The following is a 22,203-nucleotide window of genomic DNA, read 5'->3' on the forward strand; positions in this document are numbered from 1 at the left end:
CTCATGTCGCTGCCACTGTATCAATCCACGTCGCCGATGCGATGCTCTTTGCTATGTGTTTTTCAGGAATTATTATGTCTTTACAGCCTACTATATTAGCCGCGGCTATTTGCGCCGCATTTGCCCCAAGTGTTGCGTCTGCTCAATCTGTGGCACCCACCCAGTCCTCGACAACGACCGTGACGGTTTCAGCGAATCCTTTGGGAAAAGAAGAAAGCATGCAAATTCTTAGTCCGACAAAAATTCTGTCGGGATCCGAATTGCGCTCCAAAATTGGTAGCTCCTTAGGTGAAACTTTGGGCAGTGAACTTGGCGTTAGCGCTTCTGGTTTTGGTGCAGGTGCGTCGCGCCCCATCATTCGCGGATTAGAGGGGCCGCGCGTCAAAATTTTGCAAAACGGTATGACGGTAGCCGACGTTTCTGGTTTGTCGAATGATCATGCAGTAGCAAGTGAAACGGCGAGTTCCCAACAAATTGAAATTTTGCGCGGTCCCGCTGCCTTGTTGTACGGCAGTGGCGCGATTGGTGGTTTGGTGAATGTTGTCGACGGTCGCATTCCGCTCAGTTTAAGTAAGCAACTCAATGGTGAATTTGAAGTCAAATACGCAGGCGTGAACGCAGAAAAAGGCGGGTCATTTTTTCTCGACACTTCAGTCAATGATATTGCGCTACATTTAGATGGTAATAGCCGTAATACCAGTGACTACAAAATTCCCGGCAATGCAAATGTGCATGGCGACGGCGACATTAAGGGACGCTTGCCGAATAGTTTCACGCATGAACACAGTTTGGGTTTTGGTGCCAGTCTGATTCAATCCTGGGGGCATATTGGCGCTTCGGTGCAAAGCATGGCTGATCGTTATGGTATTCCCACAGCTGAGATGTCTTTCATCGATTTGGATCAAACTCGTTTTGATCTCGATGCGGCGGTTCAGCGGCCTTTCCTAGCTTTTGATGCTATGACTTTTAAACTAGGCTCGACGGATTATCAGCACACCGAAAAATTGCGTGATGGCACGCCAGCGACCAATTTCAAAAATCGCACTTTGGAAACTCGCACCGGCTTATCACATAGCAATTGGCATGGATGGGAAGGTAATCTCGGCGTACAAACTGAGAACTCGAACTTCTCCGCTTTAGCTGCCGCGACTGGACGTGCGGATACTGTGCCAAGCACACGTAGTGTATCGAACGCCCTGTTTTTAGTAGAACAAAAGTCGTTTGGTGCTGTGGCATTGAGCGCGGGTGCACGCATAGAAAATGTACAACGGCAACCAGAAGCCTCTTTCAACTTGCCCGAACGACGTTTTAATCTGCGTTCATTTTCGGTTGGTGGATTAATTCCAGTGATCGATGGCTATTCTATCGTTACGAGTTTATCGACCGCCGAAAGAGCGCCAACCACGGAAGAGTTGTATTCGAAGGGGCCGCACGAATCAACCCTGACGTTTGATATCGGTAATCAGCATTTACAAAGCGAGAAATCACGCAATCTCGAACTAAGCATGCAAAAAACGACCGGACTGATTCGTTGGAAGGTGAATGGCTTTATTAATCAGGTCGACAATTACGTGTTCGGTGAAATCGATGGCTTGCGAGTGAATGAAGAGGGCGAGCACGATGGTACTGGTGAATTCACCCAACGATACTGGAAGCAAGCGGCCGCGACCATCCGTGGTGGTGAAGCGGAAATTGCCTACAATCAAATCGGTGAAGGCATTTCTATCCGTGCTTTTGCAGATACTTCGCATGGCACTCTACAGCAGCGTGGTAATTTACCGTTGCAAGCCGCCAACCGTATTGGTCTTGATCTCGGGTATCGCAGCGGCGCTTGGCGTAATACGGTAAGCGTATTGCACGCACAAAAACAAGATCGACTGGCGAGTTCGGAAACGTTTGTGACACCGTCGTTTACTAAAGTAGACGTGAATATCACCTACACTCATCCGTATATGAACGCGCAATTAACTTGGTTTGCCCAAGTGAAAAACCTGCTAAATCAAGATATTCGCTTGGCGACCTCGGTATTGAAGGAAACTGTGCCACAACCTATGCGCGGTTTGATTTGTGGTGTCAGAGCGAATTTCTGATGGTATCAAGAGAAATTTTTGATATGAATCAAACGCAAAATAATGTGAAATAAATTTGCCCTGCTTGATCTTTGCTAAACTGATTTCGAGGCATTAGATCGATACTTAGTTGGTTAAATAGAACTAATTTAGTCGCAATTAAGATAATAATCCGCGAAGAACCACAAAAATACTTGATGGCGACTAGTTGCCGTCAAGTACTAATGCTAAAATTTTTAATTATGAGTCGGTATCTTTAGCATTGTTTATGAGCAAATTTATCAGATTTCCGTCTATACTTCTAACACGTAGTAAAATCTTTATTCCAAATATATTTGAGCAGTAGATTATTGTTTGACAAATTCAAATCTAAGTTAGGTTGCCGTGGGGATTTTTAAGCTTTTCGGAAAGAAACCAGATCGTGAAGAGCCTAGTAGCTCGGAAAAACCGGTTTCCAAGAAAACTCGAGTCAAGAAGCAAAACACCGTCATTGGACAGATCCAAGATGACGAGGCTTTGACGCATTCTTTGACCGAGAAAAAGCATATTGCGCGCGCCACCGAAAGAAAAATTGACGCGATAGAATTTGAGATGTCGCGTGATATGGGGCGACCAAAGTCCTTGTCCTCAAAAATGAACACCGATGGCCCATTGACTCGTACTGGGCCTAATCAATTTCATAGTGATTTCATCGCCACTGATTTTCAAAGTACGGTGGCATTAAATTTACCTACTACCGAATTATTGCTTGGCCATACCGAGATCAATCCGGCAACGATGGCGCAGACTGAATCGGTGCCCTTGTTGGAAGAAGCTGCAATTCTTTTTGCAACCAGTCAGGTCAAAGTCGCCGAGCACATGCTGCGAAGTGCGATTGATTTGGATAATTTAGGAAGCGCCGCAACCCTCGCTTGGTTTATGCTATTTGATCTTTATCAGATCGAAAAAAATCAATACGCATTTGAAAGTCTTTCCTTAGATTACGCTGGTAAATACGAAACATCTCCACCAGTCTGGCATAATTCAGAAACGAATATTGATGCGCCGGAGAGCAAAGACGAGAGCGCGATTCCTGGCTTGATCTTCCCCTCCAAGCTCGACGGCGACATCATTAAATTGCTGCAAAGACTGAATAATCTCAGTGATAGCAGTAAAGTCTTGAAACTGGATTTTGGTCGTGTGAAAACGGTTGACCCAGTGGGTTGTGGTTTGCTACTGCGCGCTATGCGTAACTTGAAAAAAACCAAGCATGATTTAGTCTTGGTCGCAGCGCAAAACCTGACAGAACAAATACGCTCGATACTCGAAGTTGGACGACGTGATGAAACCGAAGCACCGTGGTTATTATTGCTCGAAGTTTTGCAGTTACTGCAATTAAAAGAAGTTTTTGAAGAAGCCAGTATCGATTATTGCGTGACTTTTGAAGTATCACCACCGGCCTTTGAAGCACCGACCAGCAAAGTCACAACAGCAGTTGCAGAACCTATCGCGGCTGAAGAAAATACCGATCGTTTCATAATGCCAAGAACGATAGAAGGTAGCACCGATGCCTTGGTTAAACAAATTGCAGCCCACGCTAAAAACCACGATTTGGTGATACTTGATTGTTCACAATTAGAGCGGGTAGAGTTTGGTGCCTCCGCACAGTTATTGAACGGATTGGTGCCAATTTCAGGGACTAAAGCGAAGTCAATACAATTCCATGAAGTTAATTATTTGGTGATGCATTTATTTAATGCCATGGGCTTAAAAAATGTTGCCGCAATCTTCCCGCGTAAGCAATCTTAATCTCATCTCTGCGCCAGTCTTGCAATTGGCGAAAAACACCCCACTTTCTTTTTCTGAGCGCGTCTGCCTTACGCTGATCGCCGCTATCGCCTATGCTTTTGTATAGGCGGAAATTCAATGAGGACATTATGGAACAATTTCACGGCACCACGATTCTGACTGTACGCAGAGGCAATGTGGTGGCATTGGGTGGTGATGGTCAAGTCACTTTGGGCAATATCGTCATGAAGGGTACCGCACGTAAAGTGCGTAAGCTCTATCACAATAAAGTGTTGGCGGGATTTGCTGGCGGGACGGCTGATGCCTTTACCCTGATAGAGCGATTTGAATCCAAGTTGGAAAAACATCAAGGCCACCTAATGCGCGCCTCGGTCGAACTCGCTAAAGACTGGCGTACTGACCGTATGTTGCGTCGTTTAGAAGCGATGTTATTGGTCGCCGATAAAGAAACTACCTTGGTGATTACCGGAAACGGCGACGTGTTAGAACCAAACGACGGCATTGGTGCGATTGGCTCTGGCGGTACTTTTGCACAATCGGCGGCCATCGCGCTTTATCAAAATACTGATTTGTCGCCAGTAGATATTGTAAAAAAATCGCTAACGATCGCAGGCGAACTTTGTATTTACACCAATCTTTCACACACGATTGAAACTTTAGAATAATCCGCGCCTACGATATTGAGATCAAGATGATGAATATGACACCGCAGGAAATCGTTTCCGAATTAGATAAACATGTTGTCGGCCAACATATGGCCAAGCGTGCAGTGGCAATTGCATTGCGTAATCGTTGGCGCCGTCAGCAAGTGGCAGAGCCATTGCGCTATGAAATTACGCCGAAAAATATTTTGATGATAGGACCAACTGGTGTTGGCAAAACTGAAATCGCTCGTCGTCTTGCTAAATTGGCGGATGCGCCGTTTATTAAGATAGAAGCGACCAAATTTACTGAAGTTGGGTATGTCGGGCGTGACGTCGACACTATCATTCGTGATTTGGTTGATATCGGTATTAAGCAAACGCGTGAATCAGCAATGCGCAAAGTGCGCGCTCGCGCCGAAGACGCGGCCGAAGATAGAATTTTGGATGTCTTATTGCCGCCAGCCCGTGATTTTGGTATAGGCCATGATGCGAACGCAGATAGTTCGACAGCCGATAACACGACGCGTCAGACTTTCCGAAAACGCTTGCGCGAAGGCGGTCTGGACGATAAAGAAATTGAGATCGACGTGGCTGAAGCCGCGCCACAGATGGAAATCATGGCGCCGCCAGGCATGGAAGAAATGACCGACCAGATCAAAGCGATGTTTTCTGGGGTCGGTAGTGGTCGTAAGAAATCGCGCCGATTGAAAATCAAAGACGCTTTGAAACTGATGATCGAGGAAGAAGCGGCCAAATTGATCAACGAGGATGAGCTCAAGCAAGATGCGATCAAAAATGTCGAGCAAAACGGCATCGTTTTCTTGGACGAAATTGATAAGATCGCCTCTCGTTCGGAAGCGGGTGGTGCAGAAGTATCACGTGCAGGTGTTCAGCGTGATTTATTGCCATTGGTGGAGGGTACAACCGTAAATACCAAGTTTGGTATGATTAAAACGGATCATATTTTGTTTATCGCGTCGGGTGCCTTTCACTTCGCTAAGCCTTCGGATTTGATTCCCGAGTTGCAAGGCCGATTTCCGATTCGGGTGGAATTAGAATCTTTGTCAATCGCTGACTTTGAATGCATCTTAACTAGCACGGATGCCTGCTTAACGCGTCAATACGAAGCGTTGCTGGCAACCGAAGGCGTCAAGATAGAGTTTCTGCCAGAGGGCGTACAGCGCCTCGCAGGTATCGCCTATTCTGTGAATGAAACCACAGAAAACATTGGTGCCCGTCGACTGTACACAGTAATGGAAAAACTGCTTGAAGAAATCTCGTTTGACGCACATCAAAACAGTGGTAAAACGATCGTGATTGACGCAGCTTATGTAGAGCAACGCTTGCAAGCTTTGTCGGTGAATGAAGACTTGTCGCGTTACGTTTTGTAATGCTGAATGATTGAGAGCGGGAGCGCAGGGTGGCAAATAAGACTTTAGGCACACGTCAAAAACTGGTGTTTCGTCTTGACCCTGCGCAAGTGAAACCGCGTAACCCTGTCGCTGCATTGGCTAAGCGTGGTGGTGCTGGTAGCCATCAGAAAAACAGTGCAGCTTTGCGACAAGCGCAAAAACAAGCATTAAAAAAATTGGCAATTGACGGAGAAGGGGATTAAACTTCGTTCAGCTATTGCCCAATCGCAATGCTATCCTAAGGACCGGAGTCTGATATGCCAGGCTGTAGAAAACGTAAATGTTTGAATAAGTTTCGAAAACCGCTGCGCCGCCGCGATCTTCTTACACGGATGTTGGTTGATCTCGGGATGACCTATGCAGAGTCTTTTGGTGGTCTGAAAGCAATCGCTTTTCTGCGTGAGAAAAATGTACCCGAAATGGTCATCTCTCGGGTGATACGGAACGACTACCCCTTATATTGATTCAATTTTGGCATTCCGCGACAGTAAGCGCTCTATCATTTCTGATGTCGCTACATTGTCAAATAAAACCCCCGCAACCGCATCAGTAATTGGCATTTCCACCTTCAGTTCTTGTGCCAGAGCACGTACCGCTTGAGCACAGCGCACACCTTCCGCTACGTGTCCGAGTTCTTGGATAATCGTATCCAAAGATTTACCTTCGGCCAGTGCCAGACCTACCTTGCGGTTACGCGACAAATTGCCAGTACAGGTCAAAATCAGGTCACCAACGCCGGTTAGTCCCATTAAGGTTTCGAGTTTTCCACCCAGTGCGGTACAAAGTCGGCTGATTTCTGCCAAGCCGCGCGTCATTAGGGCGGCGCGCGCATTCAGGCCTAAACCTAAGCCATCCGCGACTCCGGTGGCAATTGCCAGAATGTTTTTGACTGCTCCGCCAACTTCTACGCCAATCACATCATCGCTAGAGTAAATCCGTAAACTGGCGCTATGCGCCGCGTCTACCACCAATTGACAGAGTGCAGGGGATTGGGAGGCAATAGTGAGTGCGCAGGGTAGGCCTTGAGCGACCTCTTGTGCAAACGAAGGACCAGATAAGGCGCCAGCGAGTACTTGCTCACCGAGTTCTTGTTTTACCACTTGATGCGGAAGTAAACGCGTGGACTCTTCAAAACCCTTGCATAGCCATACGACCTGGCGTAATGGATAGACCTTAGATTGTTGCAGAAGCGGGCGTAAACCAGAAACAGAGCTAGCAATGATTAATAAACCATCGTCGAGCGCATGGCGCATCGCCAAGTCGAAATCGGCAGTTGCGAGCAAGTTGTCTGGCAAGGAGAAACCGGGCAGGTAGTGCTGGTTTTCACGCACACTTTGGGCATTCGTCATCGCAGCTTGATTGCGCCCCCAAAGTACGACCTGATTTTTACTGGCGAGCGAGATGGCTAAAGCCGTGCCCCAGGCACCAGCACCGAGAACAGTAATTTTCATGATGAACCTGTAAAGTATCTAGCAAATAAGTGTTGCGCAAATCAGTAGCAAATCAGTAGCAAATGAGAGCAGTGATGGTGAAGGTCTGGCGCCTTACCGCTATAAACCCCATACCTCACTGGTGCGGACAAAGCCGGTTTGACCGTCGCGATGTTTGACTTTGACCCAAGAGCCAATTGCTGGTTCGGCCATTTCTAGTAAGACGTGTTTATCGGCACTGAAGATCATCGTCGCTGACTCGTCTGCCGCGGCACGAATTCTGGCGGAAGCGACTTTAACAATCAAAGTACGTCTGCTAATGAGGTCTTTGGCTTCTATCCAACTCAAATCGCCGTTCATATCGCGTACCCTGCACCAGGTGCCAGAGGTCAAAATAATTTCGACAGGCATGCCTGCAGGAGCCACGTATAACTTGATTCCGCGTACAGAGGGAGCGTCATACATGACGACGGGCGCAGCACCCACCGAGCGAAAATCTAAAGCGTGAGAAAGACCTGAGACTGAGCTTAATCCCAATAGAACAAGTGTAGAAAGCTTGGAGATAAGACGCATTACCAAATCCTGTAACCCTGGGAGGAAGTTCAAAAAGAAAAACCCATTATCCCTGTGCAGGATAATGGGTCGGAAATGCTATTAGTGTGTAGTTGCTGCTGCGTCTGCAGTGCCAGCTTCTGCTGCTAATTTAGCTTGTTCAGCCATGTTAGCCATACGTTGCTGGTAGAACGCTTCGAAGTTGATTTCTGTCAAATGAATCGGAGGGAAACCAGCGCGGGAAATCGCATCTGCTACGTTGGAACGCAGGTATGGATAGATGATATTTGGGCAACCGATGCCTAACAATGGATCCATTTGTTCTTGTGGAATATTGCGTGCTTCGAAAATACCAGCTTGTTTAGCTTCTACCAAGAAAGCAACTTTGTCTTTCACTTTTGCAGTCACTGTCACAGTCACTGTGGATTCAACGATGCCTTCAGCCAATGGCTCAGCAGCGACGTCTAAAGTCACTTCGATCGTCGGAGCTTCTTGTTCCAAGAAAATCGCTGGAGAATTTGGTTGTTCGAGCGATAAATCTTTCAGATAGACGCGTTGAATTTGGAAAATTGGCTGCAAATTTTGGTCGGACATGTGAGACTTTCTTAAAATTCTATAAATTAATCAGGAACAACTAGCTGCTTACATAAGGACGAATAGCCGATATTCAAGTCCTATTCTGCTTTGTTCCATCAGTACTGCGAATAATTCGTGCAAAAGATCTAAGCAAATGATCGATGCAAATGATCGATGCAAATAAATGATGCTGACAAACTAAGCAAACCAAGGCGACGAAACAGAATTAGCCTTCTATTGTAGCAAGCAGAGTCAAAAAACCGCAATCAAAGCCGCTTGTGCACTGCGTTTTATGTTGGATTTAATAGAGAATCTAGTTTGCCTGCACGATCTAATGCCGATAAATCATCAAAACCGCCCACATGTGTTTCTCCAATGTAAATTTGAGGAACCGTACGGCGTCCGGTTTTTTGCATCATCGCTTCACGAACCGCCGGATCAAGGTCGACCCTGACTTTTTCGATATCTGCCACGCCTTTGGATTTCAGCAGGCGCTCGGCCATTACGCAATATGGACAAACTGCTGTGCTATACATTACTACATGGGCAACCATGACAACTCCTTGCTAAATCGTACAAAATTTTACTTGACTGTAGGCAAGCCTTGCGACTGCCAAGCCGCAACACCGCCATCTAAACTAAATGTTTGCTCAAATCCAGCTTTATTTAATACCGCTACCGCGCTGCTGGAACGTACTCCGCTGGCGCAGACGGTAATCACGACATGGCTCTTGGATTTTTCGATTTCTTTCATTCTCGATTCCAGCTCTTTCAAGGGAATGTTCTTAGAGTTTGGCAGATGGCCGCTGGCGAATTCTTCAGCGCTGCGCACATCTAGCACCAAAGTTTTGCCTTGATTCATATACTGTGTCGCCTGCAATTGTGAGACTCGTGCGCCGCGTCTTTGCAGGCTAGGGAGTAATAAAGCACCGCCAGAAATGATGGCGATGGACAGCAGAAACAGATTGTCGCTAATGAAATTCACAGTTTTCCCGTGTTAAGAATGGTTATAAGTGGTTAAAGACAAGCGCCTCATTATAAAATAGATGGGGAAATTAGTTTCAAATTGTCTTAAATCTGAATTTAACCCAGATCAAAGGTAAATTTAGAATCGCAGTAAATCCCTTTCTGTTCCTCTCCAACCATAGTAAATAAGCAAATATCATGTATAAAATTGTATTGATGCGTCATGGCGAATCCACTTGGAATCTCGATAATCGTTTTACCGGCTGGACCGATGTAGATCTGACTGAAAAAGGCGTCGCCGAAGCGCGTCAAGCGGGACAATTACTGAAAGAAGCAGGTTTTACTTTTGATTTGGCGTATACCTCGGTATTGAAGCGCGCGATCCGCACCCTGTGGGGCACGCTGGATGAGATGGATTTGATGTGGTTGCCAGTACAGCATGATTGGCGTTTGAATGAGCGTCACTACGGCGCTTTGCAAGGTTTGAATAAGGCTGAAACCGCCGCTAAGTACGGTGACGAACAAGTTTTAGTATGGCGTCGCAGCTATGACACGCCGCCAAATCCTTTGGCTGAAGATGATGAGCGCACTTCGTTCAAAGATCCACGTTACGCTGGATTGAAGCGCGAACAGATTCCCTTAACAGAATGTTTGAAAGACACGGTAGCGCGCGTGGTACCAGCTTGGGATGACTCTATCGCACCCGCAATTCGCGCGGGTAAACGGATTATTGTTTCTGCCCACGGAAATAGTTTGCGCGCGTTGATCAAAATGCTTGATGGCATTAGCGATGATGATATCGTGAATTTGAATATTCCAAACGGCCAGCCATTGGTGTATGAATTAGATGCTGATCTGAAACCGATCAAGAGCTACTACCTTGGCGATCAGGCTGCCATTGCCGCAGCATTGGCGGCGGTGGCAAGTCAAGGGAAGTCGAAGTAAAGCAATGTTATTTGCTCCTTTGAATTCTCTTTTGTCGCAAGTGAAGCCAGTAGGCAAACCGACTTTATCGCATCAGATAAAAGCGGTTTGTTTGCTTTGCGCATTTAGCATGGTTAATCATTTGGCTTATGCGCAAACCAATCGCGTCAAGGAAAAAAGACAAGCGGAAGCCAGTCGCGTTGAGTTGCAACAAAAACTTAAAGCACTGAAAAAAGATATTAGTAAAACCGAATCCGCCAAAGAAAAAGCCAGCGATGCGCTAGAAGACTCAGAGCAGGCAATTTCAGAGGCGAATCGTTCGATTCGCGATTTGCAAATTGAACAGCAGCAAGCCAATGAAAAATTAAATCAATTGAGCGCCGAACAAGTCCGTTTGACGGCGCAGGTGGAACGACAGAAAAAACAATTATCCGACTTTTTGCGTCGTCAATATATGCATGGTGATAGTGACCGGATTAAATTGCTGCTGTCTGGCGATAATCCTAATCGCATCAATCGTGAAATGCATTACATGAGCTATGTGTCGCAGACACAAGCCAAAATGATTAAGGCGTTGCGTACGAGTCTTGATGAGATAGAAAAAAATAAGCAGGCGGCACAAGAAACCAAAGATGAGTTAGATGAAATTGCACAAGAAGAACGTGCTCATAAACAAGGCTTAGAAAAAGAAAAAAAACGTCATACTGCTTTGCTATCGCAGCTCGCGACTAAGTTGCACACGCAGAAAAAAGAAGCTGAAAACTTACAAAAAGATGAACAACGTCTGAGCAATTTGGTCACGCGTTTGAATAAATTAATGGAAGAACAAGCGAAGGCAGAACAGGCGCGTTTGGCTCTATTAGACAAACAACGTAAAGAAAAATTAGCGCAAGAAAAAGCCTTGCGCGAAAAGAACCAGGTTGCGACACAAGGGAAGAGTACTGGCAAGCCAGTGAAAGACGTTGAAGAGACCAAAGAATCTAAGGGTATGAGCATAGAACAAACGCCAGTAGCGGGCATGTTCGATGGCCAAGAATTTAATCGTTTGAAGGGCCAGTTGCGCTTACCTGTTAAAGGCGAGTTAATCGCTCGCTTTGGGACTAAGCGGGGTGATGGTCCGAGCTGGAAAGGATTGTTCATCAAAGCGAACGAAGGCGCTGAAGTCAAAGCGATCGCTGCTGGTAAGGTTGTGTTTGCTGAATGGCTGCGCGGCTTTGGAAATATGATCATTCTGGATCATGGTGGTCAATACTTAAGCCTTTATAGCAACGCGCAAGCAGTTTTAAAACATGCGGGTGATATCGTGAAAGCGGGTGATACGATCGCGAATGCGGGCAACAGCGGCGGTAATGAAGAAACGGGTCTATACTTTGAGATGCGCTATAAAGGGCAGGTGTTTGACCCTATGAGTTGGGTGCGTAAATAAGGCGTTTATCGTGTTAGCGTGAAGTACATGGCAGTTGGTTTGCATGCGTGTTTCATATTGGTGCAGTTAATTTGGGTACGGCGATCGCCGGTTTGGAATTATGGGTAGTAAATTAAAGAGTTTTGGCTTAATCAGTTTTGGAGTGGTCGCCGGCGTTGCCGCATCGCTGCAATATTCTGCTCTGGCGCAAAAAATGAATGCGATGCCTTTACCTTTGGAAAAACTCAGTGAGTTTTCCGAAGTGTTTGGCATGATTAAGTCGGAATATGTCGAGCCAGTAGAAGATGAAAAACTCTTGAACGAAGCCATTAACGGCATGGTGAATTCGCTTGATCCGCACTCTGCCTATTTGGATAAAAAATCCTTTAAAGAATTACGTGAAGGTACGGAAGGCAAGTTTATTGGCTTGGGCATAGAAGTTGGGATGGAAGATGGCTATGTCAAAGTGGTCTCACCGATTGAAGACTCGCCTGCTTCACGTGCCGGCATCCAGCCAAGCGATTTGATTACCCGTATTGATGGCGTGCCGATCAAGGGTTTAAGTATTGATGATGCCGTTAAAAAAATGCGCGGTGAACCGAATACCAAAATTACTTTGACGATCGCCCGTAAGACTGAAGATAAACCCATCGTTGTGACTTTGACGCGCGAATTGATCAAGCAATACAGCGTCAAAGGAAAACTCATCGAACCTGGCTACGCGTGGATCAGAATCTCACAATTTCAAGAACCGACCTTGGATGACATGGTGAAGAAAATCACCACCTTGTATGCACAAGATCCGGGTTTGAAAGGTTTGGTCCTCGATTTGCGCAATGACCCGGGCGGAGTATTACCCGGCGCGATTGGAGTCTCGGCAGCGTTTCTGCCAAAGGATGTGGCGGTGGTTTCGACCAATGGTCAGGTGGAAGATTCTAAGCGAACCTATTTTGCAAAAAAAGAATTTTATGCAGAGCGTGGTGTCGGTGATCCACTCGCGAAGTTGCCAGCCGCGATCAAAAATATTCCTATGGTGGTTTTGATTAATACAGGATCAGCGTCGGCTTCTGAAATCGTTGCCGGTGCATTGCAAGATTATCGTCGTGCGACCATTATCGGTACGCAAAGTTATGGTAAAGGGTCGGTACAGACCGTGCATCAGATTACCGATGATACGGCAATTAAATTAACGACGGCGCGCTATTACACCCCACTGGGTCGTGCGATTCAGGCCAAGGGTATACAGCCAGATTTGCGGGTAGAAGAAACGGCAAATGGTGATGGATTCAATGCCCTGCGTTCTCGCGAGGCGGATTTGGTGAAGCATCTGAGTAATGATAAAGATGCTGATAAAGACGCCGACAAAGATACCAATAAAGTCACTGAACCTGAATCCGCGATGGTCGATGAATTGGAAGAAGAAAAGCGTTTGATTGAATTGGCGAAGAAGAGTAAGCCGTTAGAATTTGGTAGCAAAGACGACTTCCAACTAAAGCAGGCTCTCAACCATTTAAAGGGCTTGCCAGTGAAAGTGACACCTTTAAAAACTGCAGGTGTAGAGCCACTGAACGCGACGTCGCCGGTGACAAAAAAGAAGGGCAATCCGAGTAAGAAATGAGTGCGGCGTGCATGCAGCATGCAGCATGCAAGTACAATCAATTTTTTCTATCCGGTAGTACGCTATGAACGACAATCAATTGCTGCGCTACTCGCGGCACATCTTGCTAGATCAGATAGGTATTGAAGGCCAGCAGAAAATTCTGGCCTCGCATGCTCTGATCATCGGAGCCGGCGGCCTTGGATCGCCTGCTGCTTTATATTTGGCCAGCGCTGGGATGGGCAAGATCACCATTGTCGATGACGACGAAGTCGACCTCACCAATTTGCAGCGCCAAATCTTGCATACGACTGAACGCGTCGGTAAGGATAAAGTCGAGTCCGCCAAAATCAGTCTGCAGCAAATTAATCCTGAAGTGGAAGTGGTCGCCCTCAAAGAAAGATTGCAAGGACAGCGCTTGCAAGAACTCGTGCGAAGTGCGAGTGTGGTATTGGATTGCAGCGACAATTTCAAAACACGCCATGCAGTGAATGCGGCTTGTGTAGAATTTTCTGTACCTTTGGTATCGGGTGCGGCGATTTCTTTTGATGGGCAACTTAGCGTATTCGATACGCGTCTGGATGATGCACCATGTTATGCCTGCCTATTTTCACCCGATCAGGATGTGGAGGATGTTGCTTGTTCGACGATGGGTGTATTTTCACCCTTGGTCGGGATCATCGGCACCATGCAAGCAGCCGAAGCACTGAAGCTGGTAATGAATCTGGGGCATTCCGTGAGTGGGCGTTTGCTTTTGCTCGACGCCATGCTGATGGAATGGACCAGCATCGGCGTGAGTAAAAATGGTGAGTGTGTCGTGTGTGGGACTAAGTAAGCGTAGCCAAAACAAGTTCCGCTTTCAGAACACCACGCAATGCATTACACACAAAGATCTCTTCGGCTTGTTGCAGGTCTTGTCGTGATAATGATTTTTCTGCCGCTCGCAACTGAGTATCTTCTAGTAACACGCTACGCATAATCCCCGGTAAGACGCCATCACTTAAGGGCGGCGTGTACCAGTTTCCCTTTATTTTGACAAACACATTACTGCGTCCACCTTCGGTGATCTTGCCTAAGGAATTGCAAAACAGACTGTCAAAGCCGCCCTGTTTTTCTGCTTCTTGCCAAGCCTTATCGTACAGTGCTCGATGGCTGCTTTTGTGTGCCAAAAATACAGGATGGGTGGTGCACACTTGCTGGCTTAGAAAGATACGCACGGGCTGTTCCAGCGGACGTAGTTCAGCATGTTGTATGATGAACTCACCGTTCGGTTTGAGCGACAATTTAAGTCTGTATTCTTTTCCGATGGTGAACTGTTGCTGATAATCCTGTAATCCCCGCAGGATACGGTCTCGCTCAAATTTGAATTCGAAGAAGGCCGCTGAGATTTGTAAGCGTGCCAGATGACGCTCGAGATAGCGAAAGCCACTTTCATGCTGAGCATGGATTGTTTCAAATAACTCGAAATTTGGCTGTAACCCCGTCAGAAATTTTGCTTTCAATTGGCATTCAGCAAACTCCTCATCGGCCTGACTATCATAGACGATGCCTGCCCCGACTCCCATGACGCCTACCCTGCAAGCATGCGCATCGGGCGCTTGCAGCGTGAGGGTACGAATTGGTACCGATAAGCAAAAGTCGGCAACCTGTTGCGCCGCTGCCGGTGGGTCAAACCACCCAATAGCACCGGTGTATATGCCGCGCTCTTCGGTTTCAATTTCACGAATGATTTCCATGGTCCTATGCTTGGGGGCGCCGGTAATGGAGCCGCACGGAAACAAGGCTGACATGATCGCATCCAAGCGCAACTCGCTGCGCAATTGTGCGGTAATAGTTGAGGTCATTTGCAATACGCTGGTAAAGCTTTGCACTTCAAATAGTGCTGGGACTTTGACCGAGCCGGTTTGTGCGATGCGACCTAAGTCATTGCGCAACAAGTCGACAATCATTAAATTTTCAGCGCGATTTTTGGGGTCGTGTCTGAGCTGGTCTGCGACGACTTGGTCGCGTGCAGCATCACCGCTGGCAGCAGCGGTTCCCTTCATAGGTTTCGCTAATAATTGTCCATCTCGATGGCGGATAAACAATTCTGGTGATAAAGACAAAATCGCACGACCATCTGGCAAATTGATAAAGGCTGCGAAAGGCACGGGTTGGCGCTTGCGTAAGGCTTGATACAAGGCGAGTGCGGTACCATACGTCGAGAAATGCAGGCGATAAGTATAGTTAACTTGATAGGTATCACCAGCAGCAATATAGGCGCGGATCTTATTGATCGCCTGCGTGAATTCAGCCTGATCCACATTCGGCCGAAGTTGACGTATGCCAGCAACTTCGCCCGCACATTCTTGTGCCAACCAGTCCGCTACTTGTTGTCTGCTCCACTGCTGGCATTCACGAAATATCAGTAATTGCGAGATGGACTGACTCGCTTCAGTTTGCTGATTTTTCTGACGTGACGTGATGGCGTGCAATTGCGCGCCGCTCTCGTAACTTAAAACTGCCACTACATAGTAACCGTCGGATAAAGCTTGCTCGGCCTGCTGCCACATTGCTGACCATGTCTCGTCTGAGTTGCAACTAAATGTGCTGATCAAATCGGAATAAAAACGTGATTGTGCGACTTCGCTCTGGGCATCGTCTAACAAGGCGAAGCAGCAAGGTGGGTGACTTGGAATAGATAAAGGAGGAGAGGAAACTGACACTATACTTATACCTGATTGGAATCTGGCTTAGTTTACCCTTAGATTGCCTTTCTTGCAGCAGCTTGCGGTTTTCAATGAGTCTATAAGTAGTACGGCGCCGATTCGTCTCAATTGATAAATTGTAAAAAAGCGTGAAATTTGATGTAAATCATTCTGAAATTGAAGCAAAGTTTGTAACCAAAAAGCGCCTGCCGCGTTAGTGGCAGTGAGACGCCAAAAACGTGCTATAACGTTGTAATAATCGCGCTATAATGCGCGGACAAAGCGGCTCAGCAATTGGTTTGACTGTAATGTACAAGCATGACAATGTCGTCATCCTTGCCTGCAAAAATTGCATTTGGGTTGTCCTTTTCATTCGCTCACTTATCTCATTTATATAAATATAGCCATGATAAAAAAATCTCCTATCGCCTTGGCGGCACTCCTCGTAGCCCTTGGTACTGCTTCGATCGCAACGATCCCTGCGGTTGCGCAGGCACAAACTGCAGATACTGCCGAAAAAGATAAAGCAAAATTAGAAGTGATTCGTAATGAATGGTCTAAACCATATACCGAAATTCAAAAACTGATCGGCGACAAACAATATGCACCAGCGCTTGAAAAGCTTGCAGCATTAGAAGCGTCTGAAAAGAAAACCGCCTACGAGATCTTTTTCATCAGCCGGACGAAAGCTGCTATCGCTTCAGGCATGGGCGACAACGTTTTACTAGCAAAATGTTTCGAAGAAATGATCGGCAGCGAGTTCTTACCTGCGGCAGATAAGTTACGCTTTATGGAAGCCATGGCGGGTACTTTTTATAACCTTAAGCAGTATGGCGATGCGCAGATTTGGACTAAGCGTTATCTGCAAGTTAATCCAGCGAACGTGGTGATGCAAGATTTGTTGGTGCAAAATTATTATCTGGCAGATGATTTTACGACCGCCTTAAAAGAAGTGAAAGCGCAAATCGCAGTCGATGAACAAGCAGGTCGCATACCAGATGAAAAGCGTTTGCGTTTGATGCACGGTGCGAGTATGAAATTGAAAGACATTAATACTTCGACTCAAGCTTTAGAATTATTGGTGAAATATCATCCGACCAAAGAATATTGGGCTGACCTGATGTACCGTCTGATCAGTAAGCCAGGCTTTACCGATCGTATGCGTATGGATTGGTATCGCTTGATGTTTGCGACTGAAAACCTCGAAGATGATACGCAGTATATGGAAATGGCCGAAACGGCCTTACTCGCTGGCTTGCCTTTAGAAGCAAAAAATGTTGTTGAAGCGGCTTATAAAGGTGGCTATTTCGGTAAAGGTAAGAATGTTGCCAAGCATAAGCCTTTGCAAGATAAGGCAAATAAACAGGCTGCTGACGATGCAAAAACCTTGGATGCCGGCGAAACTGCAGCGAAAGCCGCTAAAACTGGTTTGGGCATGGTGAATATGGGTTACAACTTCGTGACCTACGGACAATATGAACGCGGTATCGCTTTGATTGAAGCGGGTCTGGCAAAAGGCGGTTTGAAAAATCCAGAAGAAGCGAAGCTGCATTTAGGCATCGCGTATCACAAAGCCGGAAACAAAGCGAAAGCAGTTGAAGTATTGAAAACGGTTCAAGGTAATGATGGTGCGGTTGAATTGGCGCGCTATTGGACGTATATGAAGTAAGAATGATGAAAGCGATTTCATCGATGATGTAATCGCTTTCTGCGCAGTGACCAAGCAAATAAAAAAGCAGTAAAGATTTTGTCTTTACTGCTTTTTTCGTATTCTGAGCCGCTTAATCATTTTTGCGGTTGAGAGTAATTTTATTTGATCGGCAAAGCGGTCGTATTTTTGACTTCTTCCATCACGGCATAAGTATGTGTTTCGCGCACACCGCTTAATTGCAATAGGGATTTGCCGAGAAAATCGCGATAAGCATTCATATCTTTAACACGCGCTTTGACGAGGTAATCAAAGCCGCCAGCGACCATGTGGCATTCGAGCACTTCAGGAATTGCCTGCACTCCGCGCTTAAAGGCATCAAACACATCGGGTGTGGTGCGATCCAATACCACTTCGATGAACACTAGGAGAGCGACATCGAGTAAATGTGGATTAAGTTGGGCGGTATAGCCTAAAATGTAGTTTGATTCTTGCAGCTTGCGGACGCGTTCCAAGCATGCTGCCGGAGACAGGTTAACGCGCGTGGCAAGTTCTACATTACTGATACGGCCATCGTTTTGTAATTCGGCCAGAATTCTTTTACTGATTTTGTCTAGCATAAGAAGTTAGATATGTTTTAAGTGGTTATTAATAATATTTGGTGGAATTCTCTCACAAAATACAATATTTCGATATACCTTAGAATTTCCAGAATTAATCCTCGCGAATGATCTATACAATTAAATCATATTTGCTTTTATAAATAAATGATGAATCCTTCCATGAACCCACCTTCAAACGCAATCCCATTCCAGACTTTGCAGCAAGAATTGCTGGTCAATCCTACCGAGTTAAGAGTCAAAATCACCGAAGCTTACCGCCGCGATGAAGCTGAAGCCGTTGCTTGGCTGTTGGCAAATTTACAGGAAATACCTGCAGCAAAAAACAACACTCATGAACTCGCGAAGAAATTGGTTAGTTCTGTGCGACAACAACGCACCCGCGCTTCAGGCGTGGATGCCTTGATGCACGAATTTTCGTTGTCATCGGAAGAGGGTGTAGCGTTGATGTGTTTGGCAGAAGCTTTGTTGCGGATTCCCGATGCTGCGACCAAAGATCGCCTGATCGCCGACAAGATCAGCAAAGGGGATTGGCGTAAACATTTGGGTGAGTCGCCGTCGCTATTCGTGAATGCTGCAACTTGGGGTTTGCTGGTTACTGGTAAATTGGTCAGCACAAATAGTGATCAAGGTTTGGGTTCTGCGGTGACGCGTCTGATCGCGAAGGGTGGAGAACCTTTGATCCGTAAAGGTGTGGATTTGGCGATGCGGATGTTGGGCAACCAATTCGTCACGGGCCAAACGATTGATGAGGCGCTGAAAAACAGCCTGGACAATGAAGCGCGCGGCTATCGCTACTCTTACGATATGCTGGGTGAGGCTGCGTTGACCATGCACGATGCAGCGTTTTACTACAAAGCTTACGAAACAGCCATCCATGCGATTGGTAAAGCATCGAACGGGCGTGGTATCAAAGATGGACCGGGTATCTCGGTCAAACTGTCGGCGTTGCACCCACGCTACTCGCGCGCGCAACGTGCCCGCACGATGGACGAATTACTGCCACTTTTGAAAAAACTTTTGGTCTTGGCGAAGCAATACAACATCGGTCTCAACATCGATGCGGAAGAAGCCGATCGCTTGGAATTGTCTTTAGACCTAATGGAGGCACTGGCCTTCGATAAAGATTTAGAAGGCTTTGAAGGCATCGGGTTTGTAGTGCAGGCTTACCAAAAACGTTGCCCGTTTGTGATTGATTATCTGATCGATCTGGCGCGTCGTAGTGGTCGCAAATTTATGGTGCGCTTGGTCAAAGGTGCGTATTGGGATTCTGAAGTTAAACGTGCGCAAGTGGATGGCATGCCAGGCTTCCCAGTTTACACACGCAAAGTTTACACCGACGTGTCTTACTTGATGTGCGCGCAAAAATTGTTGGCCGTCACCGATGTGATCTACCCACAATTCGCAACACACAATGCCTTAACCTTGTCGACGATTTACAGCTGGGCGCAAGAAGCGAAAGTTACCGATTACGAATTCCAGTGTCTGCATGGTATGGGCGAAACTCTGTACGATCAAGTGGTGGGCGCGGACAAATTGAACAAGCCTTGCCGTATTTATGCACCAGTGGGGTCACATCAAACCTTATTGGCGTACTTGGTACGTCGCTTGTTAGAAAACGGTGCGAATTCTTCCTTTGTGAATCAAATCGTGGATGAAAAGATTTCGATTGATTCCTTGATTGAAGACCCGATTAGCATCGCCACTAAACTCGCAGGCAAGATGCATAGTGGCATCAATTTGCCTGCCAACTTGTTTGGTAAAGAACGTCAGAATTCTGCTGGTATGGATTTCAGCAATGAATTGCAATTGCAAAAAATCAGTGAACATTTCAGTGCATTCAGTCAGCAATCTTTGACAGCGACCCCGTTGTTAGCAGGCGAAGTATCGGCGACTTCTGCACGTCCTGTCCTGAATCCAGCGAATCATAGCGACGTGGTTGGTCAAGTGATCGAAGCTGATGCGAACGATGTGCAAACTGCTTTGGTCGCAGCACAAGCCTATGCGGCCGAATGGCAAAATCAAACGCCAGCAGCGCGTGCGGCCTGTTTGAGTAAAGCAGGCGATTTGTTAGAAGCACAGACGTTGGATTTCATGGCCTTGGCGATTCGTGAAGCGGGTAAATCCCTGCCTAACGCATTGGCTGAAGTGCGCGAAGCCGTTGACTTCTTACGCTACTACGCAGCGCAAGTTGAAAATCAACCGCAAACGCAGGCATTGGGCCCTGTGGTTTGTATCAGCCCATGGAATTTCCCACTCGCGATTTTCATCGGTGAAGTGAGTGCAGCTTTGGCAGCGGGTAATGTCGTGTTGGCAAAACCTGCGGAGCAAACTCCATTGATCGCGCATCGTGCGATTCAACTCATGCATGAAGCAGGTGTGCCGGTTGGTGCTTTGCAATTCTTGCCGGGGACGGGCGAAGTCGTAGGTGCGCAATTGGTGGCAGATAGTCGCGTCAAAGGTGTGATCTTTACGGGTTCAACCGAAGTCGCACAAATCATTAATCGCACGCTGGCCAAGCGTTCTGTCGCGGAAGGTATTGATATTCCTTTGATCGCAGAAACAGGCGGTCAAAATGCGATGATCGTCGATAGTAGTGCATTGCCTGAGCAAGTGGTCAATGATGTGTTGTCGTCGGCTTTTGACAGTGCAGGTCAACGTTGTTCTGCCTTGCGTGTATTGTGTCTGCAAGAGGATATCGCAGACAAAACTTTAGAAATGTTGCACGGTGCGATGCAAGAATTACGCGTCGGGATTCCAGATCGTCTGGCAACGGATATAGGTCCGGTGATCGATGCCGAAGCGCAGAAAAATCTGCAATTGCATATTGATGCCATGCGCACCAAGGCGAAATCATTCTACAGTTTAGATTTACCAGCAAGCTGCAAGAACGGTACCTTCGTCGCACCAACGGTGATCGAAATTAATTCTTTGTCTGAATTGACCAAAGAAGTGTTCGGTCCGGTATTGCACGTACTGCGTTATCAACGCGATCAATTGCCTGCTTTGATTGATGCGATTAATGCAACAGGCTTTGGTCTCACTCTCGGTGTGCATTCACGGATTGATGAAACGATAGAATTCATCACACAACGTGCGCATGTTGGTAACATTTATGTGAACCGCAATATCGTCGGTGCAGTAGTTGGTGTGCAGCCATTTGGTGGCGAAGGTAAATCCGGTACTGGTCCAAAAGCCGGTGGTCCTTTGTATTTGAAACGATTGCAACACAATCCGACTATGAGTTTCAGCGGGAATACTGTGTACGAAAAACAAGCGCCAGTCGCACTCGATGCACTGACCGTGTGGGCGAAAACCCATGGTCACACCGATGTCGCTTTGTTGGCTGAACAATACGCGCGTCTCAATCCTTACAAGATGACGATGCTGTTGCCAGGTCCAACCGGTGAGACAAACACCCTCGCATTTGCTTCCCGCGGCAGCGTGTTCTGCGCTGCAAGTGATGTGGCGACTTTGCTCAATCAAATCGCCGCGGTACTCGCAACGGGAAACACCGTCGTGTTGGAAGAAAAAATGAAGGCATTGTTGCCCGCTGATCTGCCAAAACTGGTGAGTGATGCGATCAGTGTTGGTTCTTCCGAGCACGTGCACTTCGCTTTGCTTGGGCGTGATATTGCAGCAAATTACAAAGTGGCGTTGGCACAGCAAACCGGCGCACTTGTTTGCATCGCAGAATGTGATGCCAAAACCGAATTGCCGTTATGGCGTTTGGTTGCGGAGAGAGCTTTGTGTGTGAACACGACTGCAGCAGGCGGCAATGCGAGTTTGATGAGTTTGCAAAGCTAATTAGTTTGAATCGTAAAAAAGCCGCAGCACCAAACTGGTCTGCGGCTTTTTTACGTTTAAGTAATATTTAGTTCAAAT

General features: G+C 46.8%; 18 protein-coding genes. 11 read left to right on the forward strand and 7 right to left on the reverse strand.

Translation table 11 applies throughout. The features are described from left to right. The first annotated feature begins 74 nt into the window (after positions 1 to 74). The 5 genes from ACO0KW_RS12060 (at position 75) to ACO0KW_RS12080 (ending at position 6,116) form a co-directional block, all read left to right on the forward strand. Positions 75 to 2,090 carry a TonB-dependent receptor gene (locus ACO0KW_RS12060; RefSeq protein WP_423053317.1) on the forward strand — a complete coding sequence of 672 codons (2,016 nt, stop codon included), beginning with the start codon at positions 75 to 77 and terminating at the stop codon, positions 2,088 to 2,090. A gap of 363 nt (positions 2,091 to 2,453) precedes the next feature. Then, entirely contained in the window at positions 2,454 to 3,857 is a 1,404-nt protein-coding gene (locus tag ACO0KW_RS12065) for a hypothetical protein (protein WP_423053318.1), read from the forward strand. A 128-nt stretch (positions 3,858 to 3,985) separates the two neighbouring features. Beyond that, complete coding sequence (gene hslV, locus ACO0KW_RS12070; protein WP_423053319.1) at positions 3,986 to 4,522, forward strand: ATP-dependent protease subunit HslV; 537 nt, start codon at positions 3,986 to 3,988, stop codon at positions 4,520 to 4,522. 29 nt (positions 4,523 to 4,551) lie between these two features. Next, on the forward strand, positions 4,552 to 5,892 hold the full coding sequence (hslU, locus tag ACO0KW_RS12075; RefSeq protein ID WP_423053471.1) for an ATP-dependent protease ATPase subunit HslU: 1,341 nt from the start codon (positions 4,552 to 4,554) through the stop codon (positions 5,890 to 5,892). A gap of 29 nt (positions 5,893 to 5,921) precedes the next feature. Then, positions 5,922 to 6,116: a hypothetical protein gene (locus ACO0KW_RS12080; RefSeq protein ID WP_423053320.1), complete on the forward strand. Its 195-nt coding sequence runs from the start codon at positions 5,922 to 5,924 to the stop codon at positions 6,114 to 6,116. Between the two features lie 252 nt (positions 6,117 to 6,368). On the opposite strand, the gene ACO0KW_RS12085 is transcribed toward ACO0KW_RS12080, so the two are convergent. From ACO0KW_RS12085 to ACO0KW_RS12105, 5 genes are all read right to left on the reverse strand, one after another. Continuing rightward, positions 6,369 to 7,364 carry an NAD(P)H-dependent glycerol-3-phosphate dehydrogenase gene (locus ACO0KW_RS12085; RefSeq protein WP_423053321.1) on the reverse strand — a complete coding sequence of 332 codons (996 nt, stop codon included), beginning with the start codon at positions 7,362 to 7,364 and terminating at the stop codon, positions 6,369 to 6,371. 99 nt (positions 7,365 to 7,463) lie between these two features. Next, a complete protein-coding gene (locus ACO0KW_RS12090) occupies positions 7,464 to 7,916 on the reverse strand; it encodes an SH3 domain-containing protein (protein WP_423053322.1) in 453 nt (150 codons plus the stop codon). An 81-nt stretch (positions 7,917 to 7,997) separates the two neighbouring features. Beyond that, complete coding sequence (secB, locus tag ACO0KW_RS12095; RefSeq protein ID WP_423053323.1) at positions 7,998 to 8,489, reverse strand: protein-export chaperone SecB; 492 nt, start codon at positions 8,487 to 8,489, stop codon at positions 7,998 to 8,000. 272 nt (positions 8,490 to 8,761) lie between these two features. After that, the gene (gene grxC / locus ACO0KW_RS12100; RefSeq protein WP_186943178.1) at positions 8,762 to 9,025 is read right to left on the reverse strand and encodes a glutaredoxin 3; all 264 of its coding nucleotides are present in this window, start codon (positions 9,023 to 9,025) and stop codon (positions 8,762 to 8,764) included. Between the two features lie 29 nt (positions 9,026 to 9,054). Beyond that, entirely contained in the window at positions 9,055 to 9,456 is a 402-nt protein-coding gene (locus ACO0KW_RS12105) for a rhodanese-like domain-containing protein (RefSeq protein ID WP_423053324.1), read from the reverse strand. Between the two features lie 179 nt (positions 9,457 to 9,635). Between ACO0KW_RS12105 and gpmA the strand changes: the two genes are divergently transcribed. The 4 genes from gpmA to ACO0KW_RS12125 all read left to right on the forward strand — a co-directional run bounded on the left by gpmA (position 9,636) and on the right by ACO0KW_RS12125 (position 14,198). Next, positions 9,636 to 10,382, forward strand: coding sequence for a 2,3-diphosphoglycerate-dependent phosphoglycerate mutase (gpmA, locus tag ACO0KW_RS12110; protein ID WP_423053325.1), 747 nt, complete (start codon positions 9,636 to 9,638; stop codon positions 10,380 to 10,382). A 4-nt stretch (positions 10,383 to 10,386) separates the two neighbouring features. Next, entirely contained in the window at positions 10,387 to 11,787 is a 1,401-nt protein-coding gene (locus tag ACO0KW_RS12115; protein WP_423053326.1) for a murein hydrolase activator EnvC family protein, read from the forward strand. A gap of 100 nt (positions 11,788 to 11,887) precedes the next feature. Beyond that, positions 11,888 to 13,384: a S41 family peptidase gene (locus tag ACO0KW_RS12120; RefSeq protein ID WP_423053327.1), complete on the forward strand. Its 1,497-nt coding sequence runs from the start codon at positions 11,888 to 11,890 to the stop codon at positions 13,382 to 13,384. Positions 13,385 to 13,448: 64 nt separating this feature from the next. Then, positions 13,449 to 14,198 carry a HesA/MoeB/ThiF family protein gene (locus ACO0KW_RS12125; protein WP_423053328.1) on the forward strand — a complete coding sequence of 250 codons (750 nt, stop codon included), beginning with the start codon at positions 13,449 to 13,451 and terminating at the stop codon, positions 14,196 to 14,198. Here the strand turns inward: ACO0KW_RS12125 and pabB are convergent. Then, a complete protein-coding gene (pabB, locus tag ACO0KW_RS12130; RefSeq protein WP_423053329.1) occupies positions 14,191 to 16,068 on the reverse strand; it encodes an aminodeoxychorismate synthase component I in 1,878 nt (625 codons plus the stop codon). The genes ACO0KW_RS12125 and pabB overlap by 8 nt on opposite strands. 388 nt (positions 16,069 to 16,456) lie before the next feature. Between pabB and ACO0KW_RS12135 the strand changes: the two genes are divergently transcribed. Then, on the forward strand, positions 16,457 to 17,719 hold the full coding sequence (locus ACO0KW_RS12135) for a hypothetical protein (RefSeq protein WP_423053330.1): 1,263 nt from the start codon (positions 16,457 to 16,459) through the stop codon (positions 17,717 to 17,719). A 140-nt stretch (positions 17,720 to 17,859) separates the two neighbouring features. On the opposite strand, the gene ACO0KW_RS12140 is transcribed toward ACO0KW_RS12135, so the two are convergent. Then, the gene (locus ACO0KW_RS12140) at positions 17,860 to 18,318 is read right to left on the reverse strand and encodes an Lrp/AsnC ligand binding domain-containing protein (RefSeq protein WP_186891595.1); all 459 of its coding nucleotides are present in this window, start codon (positions 18,316 to 18,318) and stop codon (positions 17,860 to 17,862) included. 150 nt (positions 18,319 to 18,468) lie between these two features. On the opposite strand from ACO0KW_RS12140, the gene putA reads away from it, so the two are divergent. Next, entirely contained in the window at positions 18,469 to 22,125 is a 3,657-nt protein-coding gene (putA, locus tag ACO0KW_RS12145) for a trifunctional transcriptional regulator/proline dehydrogenase/L-glutamate gamma-semialdehyde dehydrogenase (protein ID WP_423053472.1), read from the forward strand. The last annotated feature ends 78 nt before the right edge of the window (positions 22,126 to 22,203 follow it).

Origin of the sequence: Undibacterium sp. Ji22W (genome assembly GCF_049340305.1) — a bacterium.
In the GTDB taxonomy this organism is placed as follows: domain Bacteria; phylum Pseudomonadota; class Gammaproteobacteria; order Burkholderiales; family Burkholderiaceae_D; genus Undibacterium.